18 protein-coding genes are annotated in these 20099 nt (G+C 63.1%); 9 read left to right on the forward strand and 9 right to left on the reverse strand.

What is annotated here, in order from left to right; all coding sequences use genetic code 11:
* Window positions 1-20: 20 nt before the first annotated feature.
* The 8 genes from ACGK9R_RS04635 to ACGK9R_RS04670 are packed head-to-tail and all read right to left on the reverse strand — an operon-like array spanning window position 21 to window position 9618.
* A complete protein-coding gene (locus ACGK9R_RS04635; RefSeq protein WP_394578695.1) occupies window positions 21-839 on the reverse strand; it encodes a methyltransferase domain-containing protein in 819 nt (272 codons plus the stop codon).
* Window positions 836-2545, reverse strand: a complete 1710-nt coding sequence (locus ACGK9R_RS04640) for an AMP-binding protein (protein ID WP_394578697.1) — start codon at window positions 2543-2545, stop codon at window positions 836-838. Before ACGK9R_RS04640 ends, ACGK9R_RS04635 begins: the two co-directional genes overlap by 4 nt.
* Before the next feature lie 51 nt (window positions 2546-2596).
* Window positions 2597-3499 (reverse strand): hydroxymethylglutaryl-CoA lyase, encoded by a 903-nt coding sequence (locus tag ACGK9R_RS04645; protein ID WP_394578699.1) that lies wholly within the window; start codon window positions 3497-3499, stop codon window positions 2597-2599.
* Window positions 3496-5529 carry an acetyl/propionyl/methylcrotonyl-CoA carboxylase subunit alpha gene (locus tag ACGK9R_RS04650; RefSeq protein WP_394578701.1) on the reverse strand — a complete coding sequence of 678 codons (2034 nt, stop codon included), beginning with the start codon at window positions 5527-5529 and terminating at the stop codon, window positions 3496-3498. The genes ACGK9R_RS04645 and ACGK9R_RS04650 overlap by 4 nt, the downstream gene beginning before the upstream one ends.
* The gene (locus ACGK9R_RS04655) at window positions 5526-6347 is read right to left on the reverse strand and encodes an enoyl-CoA hydratase/isomerase family protein (protein WP_394578703.1); all 822 of its coding nucleotides are present in this window, start codon (window positions 6345-6347) and stop codon (window positions 5526-5528) included. The genes ACGK9R_RS04650 and ACGK9R_RS04655 overlap by 4 nt, the downstream gene beginning before the upstream one ends.
* Window positions 6348-6351: 4 nt before the next feature.
* Entirely contained in the window at window positions 6352-7959 is a 1608-nt protein-coding gene (locus ACGK9R_RS04660; RefSeq protein ID WP_394578705.1) for a carboxyl transferase domain-containing protein, read from the reverse strand.
* Window positions 7960-7968: 9 nt separating this feature from the next.
* Window positions 7969-9138, reverse strand: coding sequence for an isovaleryl-CoA dehydrogenase (locus ACGK9R_RS04665; RefSeq protein ID WP_394578707.1), 1170 nt, complete (start codon window positions 9136-9138; stop codon window positions 7969-7971).
* Window positions 9139-9198: 60 nt separating this feature from the next.
* On the reverse strand, window positions 9199-9618 hold the full coding sequence (locus tag ACGK9R_RS04670) for a MerR family DNA-binding transcriptional regulator (RefSeq protein ID WP_394578709.1): 420 nt from the start codon (window positions 9616-9618) through the stop codon (window positions 9199-9201).
* Between the two features lie 330 nt (window positions 9619-9948).
* On the opposite strand from ACGK9R_RS04670, the gene ACGK9R_RS04675 reads away from it, so the two are divergent.
* From ACGK9R_RS04675 to ACGK9R_RS04715, 9 genes are all read left to right on the forward strand, one after another.
* The gene (locus tag ACGK9R_RS04675) at window positions 9949-10752 is read left to right on the forward strand and encodes an ABC transporter ATP-binding protein (protein ID WP_394579724.1); all 804 of its coding nucleotides are present in this window, start codon (window positions 9949-9951) and stop codon (window positions 10750-10752) included.
* Window positions 10749-11510, forward strand: a complete 762-nt coding sequence (locus ACGK9R_RS04680; RefSeq protein ID WP_394578711.1) for an ABC transporter ATP-binding protein — start codon at window positions 10749-10751, stop codon at window positions 11508-11510. Before ACGK9R_RS04675 ends, ACGK9R_RS04680 begins: the two co-directional genes overlap by 4 nt.
* A 95-nt stretch (window positions 11511-11605) precedes the next feature.
* A complete protein-coding gene (locus ACGK9R_RS04685; RefSeq protein ID WP_394579726.1) occupies window positions 11606-12826 on the forward strand; it encodes an ABC transporter substrate-binding protein in 1221 nt (406 codons plus the stop codon).
* Between the two features lie 49 nt (window positions 12827-12875).
* Window positions 12876-13763 (forward strand): branched-chain amino acid ABC transporter permease, encoded by an 888-nt coding sequence (locus tag ACGK9R_RS04690; RefSeq protein WP_394578713.1) that lies wholly within the window; start codon window positions 12876-12878, stop codon window positions 13761-13763.
* Between the two features lie 2 nt (window positions 13764-13765).
* Window positions 13766-14758, forward strand: a complete 993-nt coding sequence (locus ACGK9R_RS04695) for a branched-chain amino acid ABC transporter permease (protein WP_394578715.1) — start codon at window positions 13766-13768, stop codon at window positions 14756-14758.
* A gap of 149 nt (window positions 14759-14907) precedes the next feature.
* Window positions 14908-16062 (forward strand): acyl-CoA dehydrogenase family protein, encoded by a 1155-nt coding sequence (locus ACGK9R_RS04700; RefSeq protein ID WP_394578717.1) that lies wholly within the window; start codon window positions 14908-14910, stop codon window positions 16060-16062.
* A gap of 33 nt (window positions 16063-16095) precedes the next feature.
* Window positions 16096-17211, forward strand: a complete 1116-nt coding sequence (locus tag ACGK9R_RS04705) for an enoyl-CoA hydratase/isomerase family protein (RefSeq protein ID WP_394578719.1) — start codon at window positions 16096-16098, stop codon at window positions 17209-17211.
* Window positions 17212-17264: 53 nt separating this feature from the next.
* The gene (mmsB, locus tag ACGK9R_RS04710; RefSeq protein ID WP_394578721.1) at window positions 17265-18161 is read left to right on the forward strand and encodes a 3-hydroxyisobutyrate dehydrogenase; all 897 of its coding nucleotides are present in this window, start codon (window positions 17265-17267) and stop codon (window positions 18159-18161) included.
* Between the two features lie 136 nt (window positions 18162-18297).
* A complete protein-coding gene (locus tag ACGK9R_RS04715; protein WP_394578723.1) occupies window positions 18298-18924 on the forward strand; it encodes a glutathione S-transferase family protein in 627 nt (208 codons plus the stop codon).
* Between the two features lie 15 nt (window positions 18925-18939).
* On the opposite strand, the gene galE is transcribed toward ACGK9R_RS04715, so the two are convergent.
* Window positions 18940-19959, reverse strand: coding sequence for a UDP-glucose 4-epimerase GalE (gene galE, locus ACGK9R_RS04720; protein ID WP_394578725.1), 1020 nt, complete (start codon window positions 19957-19959; stop codon window positions 18940-18942).
* Between the last annotated feature and the right edge of the window lie 140 nt (window positions 19960-20099).

Here is a 20099-nt window from a genome sequence, read left to right on the forward strand (position 1 = left end):
AAGCCAAGTCCCACCCAAGCCTAGCAACAAGCGCTGATTTCAACCACGTCAATCGCGCGATTCGCCAAATTTTTGAGCAAATTTTCTCCCATCACCTCGAAGCGCTCGCCGAACACCCATCGTGGTGAGAGCGGCGGCGCCGGACGCGTCTGCTCTTTTTCGCGTTGGCGCGCACGCCAGGCGCGGGCTTCGTCGCCTTGGCTTTCGACGCGAACGTCCTTGAATCCGCAGGCCGTCAAGCGCTCGAGCAGCGCCTCGCGCGAAAGTAAATGAGAGTGCGCCGGGCCGCTCGCCCAGGGCACCGGATATTCGAGCGCCACCGCCTCATTGTCTCGGGTCAGCTCGTGAAGCACCAGCCGTCCCCCCGGGCGCAGCACTCGCTGCGTTTGTTCCAGCACCGGCGCAAGCTCTGGCATGTTCATCAGGCTGTGCTGAAAGATCACCGCATCGAAGGTGTGACCTTGAAAGGGGAGTCTTCGCGCATCGCCGGTCACCACCCGGTAGGAAGGCGTGTGCTCGGCGAGCGCTCCCAGCGCCGCGTTCAGAACGCTGAAGCGGTGGGTGATATCGAACGCGGTCATGGCGAATCCGCGAGCGGCGCCGAGCCGCGCGAGCCCGCCAAGCCCCGCGCCGATATCGAGCACGCGCGGGTGAGTGGCGGCGTCGAGCTTTTCGAGAAGCCGCGTCGAGGCCGCCAACCCACCGATGTGGAGCTGATCCAGCGGCGCCAGTTGATAAGCGGTCGCGCCGCCGGGGTAGCAGGTGCTTATACGTTCGAGCACCTGGCGGTCGCGCAGGCTTTGTTGGTAGTGCTCGGCGAGTGTGCGGGAGGTGCTCACGACAGCGTCTCGCGGTCAAGCCCCAGCTCTTCGGTGGAGATTTCGCGCATCTTGAACTTCTGGATCTTGCCGGTCACCGTCATCGGGAATTCGTCGACGAACTTGAAATAGCGCGGGATCTTGAAGTGGGTGATCTTGTCCTTGCAGAACGCGCGCAGATCTTCGCCGGTGATTTCCCCCGCATCGGCGTTGAGCCGCACCCAGGCAATCAGTTCCTCGCCGTACTTCTCGTCGGGCACGCCGGTCACCTGCACATCGGCCACGGCCGGGTGGGTATAGAGAAACTCCTCGACTTCCTTGGGGTAGACGTTCTCGCCGCCGCGAATCACCATGTCCTTGATGCGCCCGACGATTTGCAGATACCCCTCATCGTCCATGGTCGCAAGGTCGCCGGTGTGCATCCAGCCGGCGCTGTCGATGGCATCACTCGTTGCCTGCTCGTTGTTCCAGTACTTGAGCATCACGCTGTAGCCGCGGGTGCAGAGCTCGCCGATCTCGCCCCTGGGCAGCACGGCGCCGCTCCCCGGGTCGATGATCTTGCTCTCCAGGTGCGGCTGGGTGCGGCCCACGGTGGAGACGCGCTTGTCGATACTGTCATCGGCGCCGGTCTGGGCGGAGACCGGGCTCGTTTCGGTCATGCCGTAGGCGATCTGCACGCCTTTCATGTTCATCTTCTCGATCACCTGCTTCATCACCGCCGCCGGGCAGATCGAGCCCGCCATGATGCCGGTGCGAAGCATTGAGAAGTCGGTCGCGGAGAAATCCTCGTGTTCGAGCTCGGCGAGAAACATGGTCGGTACGCCATACAGCGCCGTGGCGCGCTGCTCGTGCACCGCCTTGAGCACCTGGCCGGCATCGAAGCCTTCGCTTGGGTAGATCATCGCCGCTCCGTGGGTCATGCAGCCCAGGTTACCCATCACCATGCCAAAACAGTGGTAGAGCGGCACCGGAATCACCAGCCGGTCTTCTGAGGTGAACCCCATGCTCTCGGCGACGAAAAAACCGTTGTTGAGAATGTTGTGGTGCGAAAGCGTTGCGCCCTTGGGAAAGCCGGTAGTGCCGGAGGTGTACTGGATGTTGATCGGGTCATCGAACTGAAGGGTAGCCTGCAGCGTATCGAGGGTGCTCTGCTCGACCCGGTCCGCCTCATCGAGCATGTCCTGCCAGCGCCACATGCCCGGGTGGCGCTCATCGCTCAGGTTCACCACGCACTCGAGCTTTGAAAGGCGCTGGGAGCGGAGCGCGCCCGGTTCGCAGGTCTGAAGCTCCGGGGCGAGCTCATTGAGCATAGCGCGGTAGTCCGCGCTCTTGAAACGGTCGGCGCAGATCAGAAAGCGCGCGCCGGACTGGTTCAGCGCGTAGTCCAGCTCGCTGGTGCGGTAGGCCGGGTTGATGTTGACCAGAATCGCGCCGATCTTGGCGGTGGCGAACTGGGTCAGCGCCCATTCGCTGCAGTTGGGTGCCCAGATGCCGACACGGTCGCCGCGCTGAACGCCGAGTGCCAGCAGCGCCCGGGCGCAGCGATTGACCTCCTCGTGAAACTGGCGGTAGCTCCAGTGCACGTTCTGGTGCAGCACGATCAGCGCGTCGTTGTCGGGGTACCGGGCGGCGATCTGGTCGAACTTGTCGCCAATGGTCATGCCCAAAAGCGGCTTATCGGCGACGCTGCTGGTGTAGCTGGGAAGAGTGGGAAGGTTCGGCGCCATGAGGTCTCTCCTGAATTGTTGTTGTGGCCAATATCGAGAAAATGGATGGGCTCAGTGCGCCCCCAGGGCGCGTGCGACTTTCGATGTAGGCTCGCGGCCAAGCTGCCCGGTGATCCACTCGCCGGTTTCGATGATCGATTCGAGGTTGACGCCGGTCTCGATGCCCAGCCCCTGGAGCAGATAGAGTACGTCCTCGGTTGCCACGTTGCCGGAGGCGCCCTGAGCGTAGGGGCAGCCGCCCAGGCCCCCGGTCGAGGCGTCGATCACTGCCACCCCCTGTTCGAGCACGGCAAACAGGTTGGCGATCGCCATGCCGTAGGTGTCGTGAAAGTGCGCCGCCAGGCGCTCGACGGGCACAAACTTCGCTACCTCGTCGATCATCTGCCGGGCTTTCGACGGCGTGCCCACGCCGATGGTGTCGCCCAGCGACACCTCGAAGCAGCCCATTTCGTGAAGCGCCTTGGCCACCCGCGCCACCTGGACTGGTGCAATGTCGCCTTCGTAAGGGCAGCCCAGTACGCAGGAGACGTAGCCGCGTACCCGCACGTCCGCTTGCCTGGCGCGTGCCATTACCGGCTCGAAACGCGAAAGCGACTCGTCGATCGAGCAGTTGATGTTTTTTTGCGAGAACGCTTCAGAAGCAGCGGCGAACACCGCGACCTCACTCACCTGCGCCTGGAGCGCGTTCTCCAACCCTTTCAAATTCGGGGTGAGTGCGGAGTAGGTCACGTTCGGCGCGCGATGAATGCCTGCCATCACCTCGCGCGCGTCGCCCATCTGCGGCACCCACTTGGGCGAGACGAAGCTTGCCGCCTCGATATGGGTAAGCCCCGCCCGGGCCAGGCGCTCGATCAGCTCGATCTTGACGCCGGTTGAGACCATCTCGCCGGGCTCGTTCTGCAGCCCGTCCCGCGGGGCCATTTCGACCAAGCGAACGCGTTGGGGCAGTGTCATGACGCGGCCTCTTTGGTTGCGGCGAACTCCAGCAGTACATCGCCCTGGCCGACGCTGTCGCCGGCGGCAAAGCGAAACTGCTCGACGGCGCCGTCCGCTGGTGCACTGAGCGTGTGCTCCATCTTCATTGCCTCCATCACCATCAGCGGCATGCCTTTTTCCACCGGCGCGCCGGGCTCGACCAGAAGCGCCACTACGGTACCGTGCATGGGCGCGGTAAAGCTCGCCTCGGCCTCGCGCCCGGCGTGGTTCAGCGCGTCCAGGCGCTGCCAGCGAAGGCGCGTTTCGCCCTCTGGCTGTGCCAGTACCAGGGTGTCGCCGTCGAGCTGGGTCTGAAAACGTTGGCGGTGGCCATCGAGGGTAATCGCCACCGCGTCGCCGGTGAGCGATGCGAGCGCGCCTTCGAAGCGCGTGTCTTGAACGCGCAGCGTCCAGCCGGTTTGAGTGCGGCGGCGGGTGGCTTCGACCACCACGGCCTCGCTCTCATCATCATGGGTCAGCGCGATGCGCACCTTGTGTGCGGCGTTGAGGCGAAAGCCGTCAACGCGCGCCCAGGGCGAGGCCGCTTGGCCAGTGCTTTTCGAAAGCGCATCGAGCGCCACCAGCGCCGCGCGGGCGTAGGCCTCAAGGGGTGGCGCCGGCTCGGCAAAGAGGTCATCGTGGTGGCGTGAGATGAAGCCGGTATCGAGCCTTGCGGTTTTGAATGCCGGGTGCCCGCTCAGGCGCTGCAGAAAGGCGCGGTTGGTCACTACGCCCTGTACGTCAAGCGCCGCCAGCGCTCGGTTCAGCGTGGCAAGTGCCGCGTCACGATCCGCGCCGTGGGTGATCAGCTTGGCGAGCATCGGGTCGTAGTGCATCGACACCGCATCGCCTTGTTCCACGCCGCTGTCCAGGCGTACCTGAGCCGAATCCAGTCCCGCGCCGTTCAGGTCCAGCGTGAAGCGGGTGAGGGTGCCGGTGGCGGGTAGAAAGTCGTTTGTCGGGTCTTCGGCGTAGAGGCGCGCCTCGAAGCTATGGCCGGTGAGGGTCAGCTCGCCTTGCGTGCAGGGCAGCGGCTCATTCATGGCAACTTTCAACTGCCATTCCACCAGATCGAGCCCGGTGATCATCTCGGTGACCGGGTGCTCCACCTGCAGGCGCGTGTTCATCTCCATGAAATAGAAGGCGCCCTCACTGTCGAGCAGAAACTCGACGGTGCCTGCACCCACATAGCCGATCTCTTTCGCGGCGCGCACGGCGGCCTCACCCATGGCGGCGCGAAGCTCTTCGGTCATGTGCGGCGCCGGGGCTTCTTCGAGTACCTTTTGATGACGGCGCTGAACGCTGCAGTCGCGCTCGAAGAGATAGACGCCGGCGCCGAAGCGGTCGCAGAACACCTGCACTTCGACGTGGCGGGGCTTGACCAGGTACTTCTCGATCAGCATGCGGTCATCGCTGAAAGACGCCTTCGATTCACGCCGGCAGCTGTCGAGCGCCGCCTGAAAATCCGTCTCGCGCTCGACGATGCGCATGCCCTTGCCGCCGCCGCCGGCGCTCGCTTTCAGCATCACCGGGTAGCCAATGCGGTTGGCTTCGTCGCGAAGAACGCCGTCGCTTTGATCGTCGCCGTGGTAGCCCGGCACCAGCGGCACGCCGGCCTCCGCCATGCGCGCCTTGGCCGCGGCTTTATCGCCCATGGCGGCGATCGCTGACGCCGGCGGGCCCACAAACGCAATGTTTGCTGCCTCCAGCGCCTCGACGAAGCGGCCGTTCTCGGAGAGAAAGCCGTAGCCCGGGTGCACTGCGGTGCTTTGGCTCTGTTTGGCCGCCTCGATCACCGCCTCGATATTCAGGTAGCTCTCCCGAGCTGGCGCTGGGCCGAGGCGAATGGCTTCGTCGGCCTCGCGCACGTGACGTGCATTCTCGTCGGCATCGGAGTAGACCGCGACGGTCTTGATGCCCAGCCGGCGGGCGGTGCGCATCACCCGGCAGGCGATCTCGCCGCGGTTGGCGATCAAAAGCGTGTCGAACTTGCGGGTGGTGTCGTTCATGAGCGCTCCCCGGCGTGATCGGTATCATCCTTTGGTGCCCAGGCCGGCAGACGCTTGTCGAAAAAGCTCGCAAGTCCCTCCTGGCCTTCGTCGCTTACACGCAGCCTGGCGATGGTCTGGCAGGTGCGCTCGCGGGTGGCATCGGAATCCGGCGATTGGCTTACGGCGGCAAGCAGCGCCTTGGTCGCCCACTGGGCCTGGGGTGAGCCTTTCAACAGCGTTTGAATCATCGCCTCTACTGCCTCGTCCAGCGCTTCCGGTTCGACCACCTGATGCACGAGCCCCAGCGCCTGGGCGGTGGCGGCGTCGATCACCTCGGCACTCAGCGCAAAGCGGCGCATCTGTCGGGCGCCGATGGCGCGCTGAACGTAGGGGCTGATCACCGCCGGCGACAGCCCGATTCTGACCTCGGAGAGACAGAATCGAGCCTTCGTTGAGGCCACGACCACGTCGCAGCAGGCGGCGAGACCCACCGCGCCGCCAAAGGCCGCGCCCTGCACGCGGCAAAGCGTGGGGCAGGGCAGGGTATCGAGGCGGTGCATCAGATCAGAAAGCTTGCGCGAATCCGTGAGGTTATCTTCATGGCCGTAGTCGACCATGCGCTTCATCCAGTTGAGATCCGCCCCCGCCGAAAAGCTCTTGCCTTCGGAGCCGAGGACCAGCACCCGCACCTGCTGGCGCTCGATGGGGTCGATCAGCCCCTTCAGGTGATCGGTCAGCTCGGCAATCAGGTGATCATCAAAAGCGTTGTGCACCGCCGGGCGGTTCAGGTTCAAACGCGCCACATCATGTTCAATCGTCAGCGTCGAATGGCTCATAACATCACATCCTGAACACGCCAAAGCGCGTCTCTTCGATTTCGGCGTTCAGCGCGGCAGCCAATGAAAGCCCCAGCACGTCGCGGGTTTGCAGCGGGTCGATCACGCCGTCGTCCCAGAGCCTGGCGCTGGCATAGAAAGGGTGGCCCTGGCGCTCGTACTGCTCGCGGGTAGGCTTCTTGAACGCCTCTTCGTCCTCCGCCGACCAGGGCCGCCCTTCGCGCTCGTACTGTTCGCGCTTGACCTGGGCGAGCACGCCGGCGGCCTGCTCGCCGCCCATCACCGAGATGCGCGCGTTGGGCCACATGAACAGAAGATTCGGGTCATAGGCGCGCCCGCACATGCCGTAGTTGCCGGCGCCGAAACTTCCGCCGATCAGTACGGTGAACTTGGGTACTTTCGCGCAGGCCACGGCGGTGACGAGCTTGGCGCCGTGCTTGGCGATGCCTTCGTGTTCGTATTTGGAGCCGACCATGAAGCCGGTGATGTTCTGAAGAAACACCAGCGGTACCTGGCGCTTCGTGCAGAGCTCGATGAAGTGTGCGCCCTTCACCGCGCTCTCCGAAAACAGCACGCCGTTGTTGGCGACGATGCCCACCGGGTGGCCGTGAATATGGGCAAAACCGGTGACCAGCGTATCGCCGTAGTAGCGCTTGAACTCGTCGAACTCGGAGGCGTCGACGATGCGCCCGATCGCCTCGCGTACGTCGAACGGCTTTTTCAGATCCGTACCGACGATGCCGTAAAGCTCTAGAGGGTCGAGTTTGGGCGGGGCGGGGGGCTTCATGGCGAGCTTCCCACGCTTTTGCCAGTTGAGCCGCGAAACGCATTGGCGGGCGATTTGCAGCGCGTGCATGTCGTTTTCGGCGTAGTGATCCGCTACACCGCTGACCTTCGCGTGCACGTCGGCGCCGCCCAGCGCCTCGGCGCTGATACTCTCGCCGGTGGCCGCCTTGACCAGCGGCGGCCCGCCCAGAAAGATCGTGCCCTGTTCGCGCACGATGATCGACTCGTCCGCCATCGCCGGCACGTAGGCGCCGCCGGCGGTGCAGGAGCCCATCACCACGGCGATCTGCGGGATGCCTTCTGCTGACATCGTGGCCTGGTTGTAGAAGATGCGCCCGAAGTGGTCGCGGTCCGGGAAGACCTCGTCCTGGCGGGGCAGAAAGGCGCCGCCGGAGTCGACCAGGTAGATGCACGGCAGGCGATGCTTGCGGGCGATCTCCTGGGCGCGAAGGTGTTTTTTCACCGTCAGCGGGAAGTAGGTGCCGCCCTTGACCGTGGCATCGTTGGCGACGATCACGCACTCCACGCCCTTGACCCGGCCGATGCCGGTCACCACGCCGGCGGCGGGCACCTCGCTTTCGTAGACCTCAAACGCGGCCAGCGCCGAGAATTCGAGAAAGGGCGCGCCTTCGTCGACCAGATGATCGATACGGTCGCGCACGAACAGCTTGCCGCGGCTTTCGTGCCGCTCCCGGGCGCTCGCCCCACCGCCCTGCGAGACGGCCTCGGTCAGCTCATGAAGGGCGGTGACCTCGGCATTGAGCGCGGCGTCGTTGGCCTGGAACTGCTCGCTGCGCGGGTTGATCTGACTGGTGAGTGTGCTCATCGCGCCCCCTTAGCGGCTTTCGCTGAACAGTTCGCGGCCGATCAGCATGCGTCGAATTTCGCTGGTGCCGGCGCCGATCTCGTAGAGCTTGGCATCGCGCAGAAGCCGCCCGGTGGGGTACTCGTTGATGTAGCCGTTACCGCCGAGCAGTTGAATGGCATCGAGCGCCATTTGAGTCGCCTTTTCGGCGCAGTAGAGAATCACCCCGGCGGCGTCCTTGCGTGAGGTCTGGTCGCGGTCGCAGGCGCGGGCCACGGTGTAGAGGTACGCCCGGCAGGCGTTGAGCGTGGTGTACATGTCCGCCACCTTGCCCTGCACGAGCTGGAACTCGCCGATAGGTTGGCCAAACTGCTGGCGCTCGTGGATGTAGGGCACCACTACATCCATCGCCGCCTGCATGATGCCGATCGGCCCGGCGGCGAGCACCGTGCGCTCGTAATCGAGCCCGCTCATCAGCACGCGCACGCCCTTGCCGACCTCGCCGAGGACGTTCTCCTCGGGCACTTCGCACTCCTGAAACACCAGCTCGCAGGTGTTCGAGCCGCGCATACCCAGCTTGTCGAGCTTCTGGGCAGTCGAGAAGCCCGGCATGCCTTTCTCGATCAAGAAAGTGGTGATGCCTTTGGAACCCGCCGCCGGGTCGGTCTTGGCGTAAACCACCAGTACGTCGGCGTCCGGGCCGTTGGTGATCCACATCTTGTTGCCGTTCAAAACGTACTTGTCGCCGCGCTTTTCGGCGCGAAGCTTCATCGAGACCACGTCCGACCCCGCGCCGGGCTCGGACATGGCAAGCGCCCCCACGTGCTCGCCGCTGATCAGCTTCGGCAGGTATTTCGCTTTCTGCTCTGAGGTGGCGTTGCGCTTGATCTGATTCACGCAGAGATTGGAGTGGGCACCAAACGAGAGCGCGACCGAGGCGCTGGCCCGCGAGATTTCCTCCATGGCGATACAGTGGGCGAGATAGCCCATGCCGCTGCCGCCGTCTTCTTCGGACACGGTGATGCCCAGAAGCCCTAGTTCGCCGAACTTCTGCCAGAGATCATTGGGAAATTCATTATTCTGGTCGATCTCGGCGGCGCGCGGGGCGATCTCGCGGGCGGCGAAGGCGTTCACCTCCCGGCGCAGCATGTTCATGTCTTCATCGAGGCCGAAATCGAGTTCCGTGTAGAGAGAGTGCATCGTCGATCACCTGAATATTGTGAAGTTGTTGGTTCGCAAGGTGCCACTTTAATAGGGCGGTCAGCCCGAGGCCTTGACGCGCTCGTCGTCGGCCTGCTTTTCGCTCAGCTCCTCGAGCGCCTGGCGACAGCGAATCTCGGCGCTTTCGAGCTCGAGCTGCACCATGGTGATGTCCTTCATCTGCTGCTCCAGCGCCGCCCGGCGCTCGCTGATCTTGGCCAGCATCAGCTTGAGCTGCTTTTCGCTGCCGCTTCGCGTTTCGTCCCACAGCTCGAACAGCTCGCGAATCTCGGCAAGCGAAAGTCCCAGGCGCTTGCCGCGCAGGGTGAGCTTCAGGCGCACGCGATCCTTGCTGCTGTAGATGCGGGTCTGACCACGACGCGCGGGCCGCAGAAGCTCCTGGTCCTCGTAGAAACGGATGCTGCGCGTGGTGACGTCAAATTCGGCGGCCAGCTCGCTGATGGAATAGGTTTTGCTCATGAAGGTGTCTCTTGGCTTGATACGCTCATGGAACACTGACTTCGAGGCTAAAACAAGTTTACGTTAACGTAAAGAAGGTTTTGCAGGTGCTTGCAATCGCGATTTTATAGCAAGTATATGATTAAAAAGTTTATTGTTGGGAAAGATGGAGGTGGGTATTCCACGCTAGACCAAAGTTGCAATTGTCATGAGGCTCTCCAGGTTGCTAGCTTTCACTTGACCCTTACGTATAGGTAAAGGTAGATGGCCTGCTAACAATGACAACGGCTATCAACGGCTACCTGACCCTAACCCCTATAACAATAATGCTTATCAAGAGGTCTTATGCCGATGCCCAGCGAGACGCCCGCCCGGGAGGCGGTGCTCGAAACCCGAGGGCTTAGCAAAAGCTTTCGCGGTTTCACGGCGGTGGATAACGTCGACCTGCGGGTGCAGGAGGGCCATATTCACGCGCTGATCGGCCCCAACGGCGCCGGCAAGACCACCGTGTTCAATCTGCTGACCAAATTCCTGCCGCCTACCCAAGGTGAGATCCTCTATCGCGGCAAGTCCATCACTGCACTCAAGGCGAATCAGATCGCACGGCTTGGTCTTGTGCGCTCATTTCAAATATCGGCGGTGTTCGCCCACATGACTGCGCTCGAGAACGTGCGCGTAGCGCTACAGCGGCGGCTGGGCACCTCGTTTCACTTCTGGAAGTCGGAAAGATCCCTTTTACCGCTCAATGCGCGGGCGCTCGAGCTGCTCGACGAGGTGGGTCTTGCCGAGTATGCCGATACGCTCACCGTCGAAATGCCCTACGGGCGCAAGCGAGCGCTCGAGGTTGCGACGACCCTGGCGCTGGACCCGGACGTGATGCTGCTCGACGAACCCACCCAGGGCATGGGCGCCGAGGACGTCGACCGCATCGTCGAGTTGATCAAGCGCGTATCCAAAGGCCGCACGGTGCTAATGGTGGAGCACAATCTCAGCGTGGTCAGCCGGCTGTGCGATCGCATTACGGTGCTGGCCCGCGGCGCGGTGTTGGCAGAAGGCGATTACCAAAGCGTTTCCCAGGACCCGCAGGTGCGCGAGGCGTACATGGGCAGCGAAACCGGCGATGACGCAGCACCCAGCGAGAGGGCGAGCGCATGATCAGCGAAAAAAGCGAGGCGACGCGCCAGCCCCGCGAGGAGTCAAAGGCGACGCGCGCGCGGGACATTCTCAAGATCACCGATCTCCACGCCTTCTACGGTGAATCGCACATTCTTCACGGCGTGAACATGAACGTGAAGGAGGGTGAACTGGTCACGCTGCTGGGCCGCAACGGCGCCGGGCGCAGCACCACGCTCAAGGCGATCATGAATATGGTAGGCCGGCGCAGCGGGTCGATCGTCATCGGTGGACAAGAGACGCTCGGCATGAAGCCGCACCACATACCAAGGCTGGGCGTGGGCTACTGCCCGGAGGAGCGGGGCATCTTTGCAAGCCTCGACGTTCACGAAAACCTGCTGCTGCCGCCTACGGTCAGCTCCGGCGGCATGAGCCTTGACGCCATTTACGCGATGTTCCCCAACCTTCATGAGCGGCGCAAAAGCCCGGGCACGCGGCTTTCCGGCGGCGAGCAGCAGATGCTCGCCATGGCGCGCATTCTGCGCACCGGCGCGCGCCTCCTGCTGCTCGACGAGATCACCGAGGGGCTGGCGCCGGTCATCGTGCAAAAACTCGGCGAGGTGCTGGTCACGCTCAAGGCGAGCGGCATGACCATCGTGCTGGTCGAGCAGAACTTTCGCTTCGCCGCGCCTCTGGCGGATCGCCACTTCGTCATGGAGCACGGCGAGATCGTCGAGGAGATCAGCGCGTTGGAGCTTGCCGGCAGGCGCGAACACCTTCATTCGCTGCTCGGCGTGTAACGCTTGGCGATCGAGAACAACGACAGGTAAGGCCGCAATACCCTAATACGACAACAACAAAGGCCCATGGCCGGGAGTGGAAGATGGCGAAGAATATGACAATGCCCAGAAAAGCGCTGGTAACGAGTATCGCCTTCGCGGCATCCGCCGCCGTGGCGGCCTCGGCCCAAGCCGAGATCAGCGATGGCGAGGTGCGTATCGGCTATCTGGCCGACATGTCCGGCACCTACCGCGATCTGGCGGGGCCGGGCGGGCTGACCGCACTTGAAATGGCGGTGGCGGACTTCGGCGGCAGCGTCGACGGCGCGCCAATAGTGGTGTTCAGCGCCGACGACCGCAACAGCGCCGACATCGGCGCCAACACCGTGCGGGGCTGGATCGATCAGCAGAATGTCGATCTGGTCGCGGGGCTGGTCGCCTCGTCGGTCACCATCGCCGTGACCAAGGTGCTCGAAGAGAACGACCGGCTGGGTATCGTCTCCGGCTCAGCAGCCTCGAGCGTGACCAACGAGCACTGCACGCCCAATCACATCCACTGGGTCTACGATACCTACCCGCTGGCCAACGGCACCGCCAGGGCGGTGGTCGAGCAGGGCGGCGACAGCTGGTTTCTGCTGACCGCAGACTACGCCTTCGGCCACGCGCTGGAAGCCGACGTGACCCGCGTGGTCGAGGAGAGCGGCGGCGAGATCGTCGGCGGCGTGCGCCACCCGTTCCCGACCAGCGACTTCTCCTCCTACATTCTTCAGGCCCAGGGTTCCGGGGCGAAGATCGTGGGGCTGGCCAACGCCGGTGCGGATACGGTCAACGCCATCACCACCGCCAGCCAATTCGGCCTGACCCAGTCCGGCCAGCAGCTGGCGGGGCTTTTGATCTTCTTGAACGACGTGCACGCCCTGGGGCTCGAGGCGACCCAAAACCTGCTGCTCACCACCGGCTGGTACTGGGACATGGACGATCAGGCCCGCGAGTGGGCCCAGCGCTACTTCGATGAAGTGGGCAGCATGCCGACCATGGTGCAGGCGGGTATCTATTCGAGCACCATGCACTACCTCGAAGCTGTTGAGGCCGCAGGCACCGACGACGCCGAGGCAGTGCGCGCGCAGATGGCGTCGCAGCCGATCAACGACTTCTTCGCCCGCAACGGCCGCATTCGTGAAGATGGCCGCATGGTGCACGACATGTACCTGGCCCAGGTGAAGACGCCGGAGGAGTCCACCGGCGAGTGGGATCTCTACGAGATTCTCAGCACCATTCCCGCAGAAGAGGCCTATCGCCCGCTCTCCGAAAGCCAGTGCAAGCTGGTGCAGAACTGATCAGCCCCGGGGCGGCCGCCGCGCCGCCCTCGCTTCAGGAGAGACCGCAATGACGATGATATTCGGCGTGCCCATGGCGGTGTTCATGGGCCAGCTGACGCTGGGGCTGGTCAACGGCGCTTTCTACGCGCTCTTGAGTCTGGGGCTGGCGGTAATTTTCGGACTGTTGAAAATCGTCAACTTCGCCCACGGCGCCCAGTACATGCTCGGCGCCTTTGCGGCACTTCTGGCGTTTAACCATCTCGGCATCAACTACTGGCTGGCGCTCGTGCTGGTGCCGCTCACGGTGGGCGGGCTGAGTATGCTGATCGAGCGCTTTCTGCTGCGCCGCATCGCCCATCTGGATCACCTGTACGGGCTTTTGCTGACCTTTGGCCTGGCGCTGATCTTCGAGGGCACGCTGATCAATTTCTTCGGCGTTTCCGGGGCGCGCTACGCCACACCGGAAATTCTTCAGGGCGGCTTGAACCTGGGCTTCATGTTCCTGCCCACCTACCGCGCCTGGGTGCTGGTGGCAGCGCTCGCCATGTGCCTGTTCACCTGGTTCATGATCGAGCGTACGCGCCTTGGCGCTTACCTGCGCGCGGGCACCGAGAACTCTCAGCTGATGCAGGCCTTCGGCGTCAACGTGCCGCTTCTGATCACGCTCACCTACGGCTTCGGCGTAGGGCTTGCCGCCTTTGCCGGGGTGCTCGCAGCACCGCTGTATCCGGTGTCGCCGACCATGGGGTCGAGCCTTCTGATCGTGGTCTTCGCGGTGGTGGTGATCGGCGGCATGGGTTCGATTCTGGGCGCCATTCTCACCGGGCTCGGCATGGGCGTAATCGAAGGGCTGACCAAGGTGTACTACCCGGAGGCCGCCAATACCGTGATCTTTCTGGTCATGATCCTGGTGCTCATGCTGCGCCCGGCCGGGCTTTTTGGAAAGGAGGCATAGCCATGTCGGACTCTACAACGCTAAGCGCGCCGGGGGCGGTCGCAAGGAGAAAACGCCGGGCCGGCCAGCGTCGAGCGCTTTTGTACGCAGCGCTTTTGGCACTTGGGCTGGTGGCGCCGTTTCTGGCCTACCCGGTCTTTCTGATGAAGATTCTCTGTTTTGCGCTGTTTGCCTGCGCTTTCAACCTGCTGCTGGGCTACGCCGGGCTTCTCTCCTTTGGCCATGCGGCGTTTCTAGCCACCGGCGGCTATGTGACCGGTTATTTGCTGGCAAGCTACCCGGGGCTCACGCCGGAGCTCGGCATTCTGGCGGGCACGCTCTGCGCGACGCTCTTGGGTGCTCTGTTCGGGGTGCTGTCGATTCGCCGCCAGGGGATCTATTTCGCCATGGTGACCCTGGCGCTGGCCCAGCTGATGTTCTTTTTCTTCATCCAGGCGCCGTTCACCGGCGGCGAGGACGGCCTGCACGGCGTGCCGCGCGGCGAGCTGTTCGGCATCATCAGTTTGAGAAATCACCTGTCGATGTACTACGTCGTCTTCGCGATCTTCGTGCTCGGTTTTGCGCTCATCCAGCGCACCGTGCACTCGCCCTTCGGCCAGGTGCTCAAGGCGATCCGCGAGAACGAGCCGCGGGCCATTTCGCTTGGCTACAACGTCGATGCCTACAAGCTCGTGGCGTTCGTGCTCTCGGCGGCGCTGGCCGGGCTTGCCGGTTCCACCAAGACCATCGTGTTTCAGCTCGCCTCGCTCACCGATGCTCACTGGCACATGTCCGGCGAGGTGATCCTGATGACGCTGCTGGGTGGGGTTGGCACGCTTTTGGGCCCGTTGATGGGCGCCTCGCTGGTGGTGAGCCTTCAGCATATGTTGGCGCAATCGCCGATGGGCAACTGGGTCAGCGTGATTCTGGGCCTCATCTTCGTCGTCTGCGTATTGAGCTTTCGAAGCGGCATCGTTGGTGAACTGGCCACGCTCTATCGCAAGAACTTCAAGTAGCGCGTCTACGCCAAAGGTCGAGGGCGCCGAGCATTGCATGCCGGTAATCAGGGCTATAAGTTTACGTTAACGTCAATTCTAAAAACGCTCATATAACAACCACAGCCGACCCGGTGTCGCCAGGACCGGGTACGCGAGGAGATATCGCCATGGATTTCGAGCCAAGCGACGACCAGCGGGCCTTTGCTGAGCTTGCCAAAGGCTTCGCCGACAAGGAACTCGCCCCCCACGCCGCCGAATGGGACCGCGAAGCCCATTTTCCGGTCGATGTGATCAGGAAAGCCGGGGAGCTTGGCTTTTGCTCGCTCTACGCGCCGGAAAGCGTTGGCGGGCTCGGGCTTTCGCGCCTGGATGCGAGCATCATTTTCGAGCAGCTTTCGATGGGCTGCACTTCGACCACGGCTTATCTGACCATTCACAACATGGTCACCTGGATGCTTGCGGAGTTTGGTCAGGCCGAAGTGGTCGAGCAGTGGGGGCCACTACTTGCCACCGGCGAGCGGCTGGGCTCCTACTGTTTGACCGAACCGGGGGCGGGGTCGGACGCCGCTTCGCTCAAGACCACGGCCAGGCGCGACGGCGATGATTATGTGCTTAACGGCAGCAAGATGTTCATTTCAGGGGCCGGCAGTACCGACTTTCTGGTGGTAATGGCGCGTACCGGCGGGGAAGGCGCTGGCGGCATTTCCGCTTTCGCCGTGGACGCCAAAACCGATGGCATTAGCTACGGGCGCAAGGAGGAGAAGATGGGCTGGAACAGCCAGCCTACGCGCATGGTGACGTTTGATGACGTACGCGTGCCGGCCAATCACCTGCTGGGGCGCGAAGGAGAGGGCTTCAGGATCGCCATGAAGGGCCTCGACGGCGGGCGCATCAATATCGCCACCTGCTCGATCGGCACCGCCCAGCGCGCACTCGACGAGGCCCGCGACTACCTGCGCGAGCGCAAGCAGTTCGGCCGGGCGCTGGCGGAGTTTCAGGCGCTGCAGTTTCGCCTGGCCGATATGGTTACGGAGCTCGTGGCGGCGCGCCAGCTGGTGCGTATGGCCGCGAGCCGGCTCGACGCCGGCCACCCGGATGCGCCGACCTACTGCGCCATGGCCAAACGCTTCGCTACCGATATCGGCTTCAAGGTGTGCGACGAGGCGCTGCAGCTTTTCGGCGGCAACGGCTACATCAAGGAGTACCCGATGGAGCGCTTCGTGCGCGACACCCGGGTGCACCGCATCCTTGAAGGTACCAACGAGGTGATGCGTCTGATCATCGCCCGCCGAGTGTTGGCCGAAGGCGCCGGCGAGCTATAGTGAGGGAACGTTCAATGGCACAAGGATGCTCCAATGAGTAGCGTACTGTTTACCGAGCACGCCACACGCGATGGCCACATCGTCGGCGAGATCAGGCTCGACGCCGAGCGTTCGCTCAACGCCCTGACCCTCGAGATGATCGAGGCGATGCAGCCGCAGCTCGAGCGCTGGCAGGAAGAGCCGAAGGTCGTTGCAGTAGTGTTGCGAGGTGCCGGCGAGAAGGCGTTCTGCGCCGGCGGCGACGTGGTCAGCCTCTACCGCTCGATTACCGAGGGCAACGACTCGGACTTTCCCGAGCGCTTTTTCACCCACGAGTATCGGCTCGATTTCACGCTTCATACCTACCCTAAGCCGGTAATCTGTTGGGGCAGCGGTATCGTCATGGGCGGTGGCATGGGGCTACTCAGCGCTTCGAGCCACCGCGTGGTGACCGAAACTTCAAGACTTGCCATGCCCGAGGTCACCATCGGTCTCTACCCGGACGTGGGCGCCAGCTGGTTTCTCAACCGCCTGCCGGTCGGCACCGGGCGCTTTCTGGCCATGACCGGAAGCCCGGTCAACGCGGTGGACGCCGTGCATCTGGGCCTGGCCGATCGCTGCCTGAAAAGCGACCAGTTCGAGGCGCTGTTGAACCAGCTTACCGCCGCGCGCTGGAACCAGCAGGGCAGTATCGACGCCCACGGCGTGGTCAGCCGGGCGCTCAGAGAGCTCGAGCATCAGGCCCGCGCGCACTTCGCCGAGCAGGAAACCCCGGTACTCGAAGCCACACCGCTGATTCGTGAGCTGATGGATCACGACACCACCGAGCAGACCGTCGCCGCCATACTGGCAGTCGAAAGCGACGACCCCTGGTTCAGCCGCGCCCAGAAAACCCTGGCCCACGGAAGCCCGGTGTCGATCGCGCTGATCGACGAGCAGCTCAAGCGCGCGCGCTACATGTCGCTGGCCCAAGTGTTTCGCTCGGAGCTTTCGCTTTCGGTGCAGTGCTGTCGCCACCGGGAGTTTCCCGAAGGCGTGCGTGCGCTGCTGGTCGACAAGGATGGCAACCCGGCCTGGACCTACCCGGACGTCGCCTCCGTCGAGCAGTACTTCATCGACGAGCTGCTGGCCTCCCCCTGGGAGCAGAGCCCGTTGGCCTCACTCGGCTGACGCAGTCAAGCGTCTGCTTCAAGCACCGCCACTAAAAAACAAGGATAACGATCATGACCACCATCGCATTCATCGGTCTTGGCAACATGGGTGGCCCCATGGCGGCGAATCTTTCGAAAGCGGGCTTCGACGTGCGCGCTTTCGATCTAAGCGAACAGGCGCTGGCCACGGCCAGGGAGCACGGCTGCGAAGTCGCCGCCTCGGCTCGGGACGCCGCGCGAGACGCTCGGATCGTGATTTCCATGCTGCCCGCCGGACAGCACGTGCGCGCGCTGTTCGTTGATGGCGAGGCGCCGCTTTTCGATGTCATCGCCCCCGGCGCGCTGGTCATCGACTCCTCCACCATTGATGCCGACACCGCGCGTAAGGTGGCCGCCGCCGCCGAAGAGAAGGGCATCGACTTCATCGATGCGCCGGTCTCCGGCGGCGTGGGCGGCGCCCAGGCAGGCACGCTGACCTTCATCGTCGGCGGCAAGGCGGCCCAGTTCGAAAAGGCCAAACCGGTGCTCGAAGTGATGGGCAAGAACATCTTCCACGCCGGTGAGAGTGGTGCGGGGCAGGTGGCCAAGGCGTGTAATAACATGCTGCTGGCGATCCTGATGGCCGGCACCTGCGAGGCGATCAACATGGGGGTGAAAAACGGCCTCGATCCCGCGGTACTCTCCGAAATCATGAAACAGAGCTCCGGCGGCAACTGGGCGCTGAACGTCTATAACCCCTACCCGGGGGTAATGGAGAACGCCCCGGCCTCGAAAGCCTACCAGGGCGGTTTCCTGACCGATCTGATGATCAAGGATTTGGGCCTGGCCATGGATATCAGCCAGCAAAGCGCTGCCCCGGTGCCAATGGGCTCTGCGGCCCGGGCGCTTTATACGCTGCACAAGGCCGGCGGTCATGGTCGGCTCGATTTTTCGAGTCTGATGACGTTTTATGAGGGGGGTGAGTCGTGAGTCGTGAGTTGTGAATGGTAAATTGTGAGTGGTGAGTGGTGAATGTTACAGCGGTGGGTGAGGGTCTGGGCATCTTGCCTCTGAGTCTGGCGGGCGTCAGACTGGGTTTTTAAATCAACCAACGACAAGGATTGCCATGATTACGCTTTGGGGGCGCGACAACTCCACCAATCTCAAGAAAGTGCGCTGGATGCTCGAGGAGATGGAGATCGCTTTCGATCAGATTCAGGCCGGGCTGGAACACGGGGTCAACGACACCGCCGACTTTAGAAAAATGAACCCCAATGCGCTGGTGCCGGTGCTGAAAGACGATGCCACTGAAAGCACGCTTTGGGAGTCCAATACCATTCTTCGCTACCTGGCCGCCGAGTACGGCCAGAGCGCGTTCTGGATCGAGCCTGCCGCCAAACGCGCCCAAATGGAGAAATGGATGGACTGGTCCGCCACGCGGCTGAGCCCGGCGCACCGCGTGATGCTCATGGGCTACGTGCGCACCCCGCCAAAGGCGCGCGACCAGGCCACGTTGGAGGCCGGCACCGCCGAGTGCGAAACGCTCTTCGCCATGCTCGACGACGCGCTAGAAGGGCAGCCCTGGCTCTCCGGCGAGGCCTTCGGGCTTGCGGACATTGCCGTCGCGCCGCTGATCTACAATCTGTGGAACTGCGGGCTGACCTGGAACCCACGCACCCATCTCGAGCGCTGGTATCAGGCCCTGACCGAGCGCCCCGCGTTTCAAAAGGTGGTGATGATTCCGGTTAGCTGACCCCGTCTCCAACGGCTAGCGGTAGCCGTTGGGATTATTCTTGCGCCAACGCCATTCGTCCTGGCACATGGTGTCGATATCGCGCTCGGCGCACCAGTCGAGCTCGGTGTTGGCTCGTTCGGGGTCGGCGTAGCAGGCCGCCACGTCGCCCGGGCGGCGGGCATCGATGGTATAGGGAATGGCGCAGCCGCTCGCTTTTTCGAAAGCGGCGATGAGTTCCAGCACTGAAATCCCCTGGCCTCGCCCAAGGTTGAAGGCGCGAAAGCCGCCATGCTCGCCGCCAAGCAGGTAGTCCAGCGCCGCCACGTGGCCCAACGCCAGATCCGTGACGTGAATGAAATCGCGCACGCCGGTGCCATCCTCCGTGGGGTAGTCGTTTCCGAACACGCGAAGCGCGGCTCTCGTGCCGATGGCGACCTGGCCGATATAGGGCATGAGGTTGTTGGGCGTCTCTCTCGGATCCTCGCCGATCAGCCCGGAGTCGTGGGCGCCTACCGGGTTGAAGTAGCGCAAACAGGCAATGTGCCAACCACTGTCGGCGTGGGCCAGGTCCTCGAGCAGGCGTTCGAGCATCAGCTTGGACTGCCCGTAAGGGTTGGTGGCCGAACGGGGGGCCGACTCGCTTACCGGCAGCGTCTCGGGAATGCCGTAAACCGTGGCCGACGACGAAAAAACGAGATGTTGGATGTTGGCCTTGCCCATTGCCTTGATCAGACTGATCGTACCCGCCACGTTATTGTCGTAGTAGTCCAGCGGCTTCTCCCAGGACTCGGTGACCGATTTGAGCCCGGCGAAATGCATCACGGCGGTGACCTGCTGAGCAGCCAGGAGCGCTTCCAGCGCGGCGGTGTTTCTGATGTCGAGATCGTGGAACTCGATACGCTGCCCGGTGATCGCTTCCAACCGGTTCAGGGTTTCGAGCGAGCTGTTGCTGAGGTTGTCGACGAGGACAATGTCGATGCCTCTCCTGGAAAGCTCCACGACGCAGTGGGAGGCGATATAACCAAGCCCTCCCGTGATCACTATTCGCGCCATTGCGGTTCTCATCCCTGTGACTGGCGGTATTCAAGTATCTTGCATTGGTCGAGCGGGTGATGGTCCCGCCGTTGGGATAAGGATGGATGCAAAGCCATCAGCCTGTCACCGAATTTTTTGGGGCTTTGGGGACGTGAACG

Origin of the sequence: Halomonas sp. HNIBRBA4712 (genome assembly GCF_043558675.1) — a bacterium.
Taxonomy (GTDB): Bacteria; Pseudomonadota; Gammaproteobacteria; order Pseudomonadales; family Halomonadaceae; genus Vreelandella.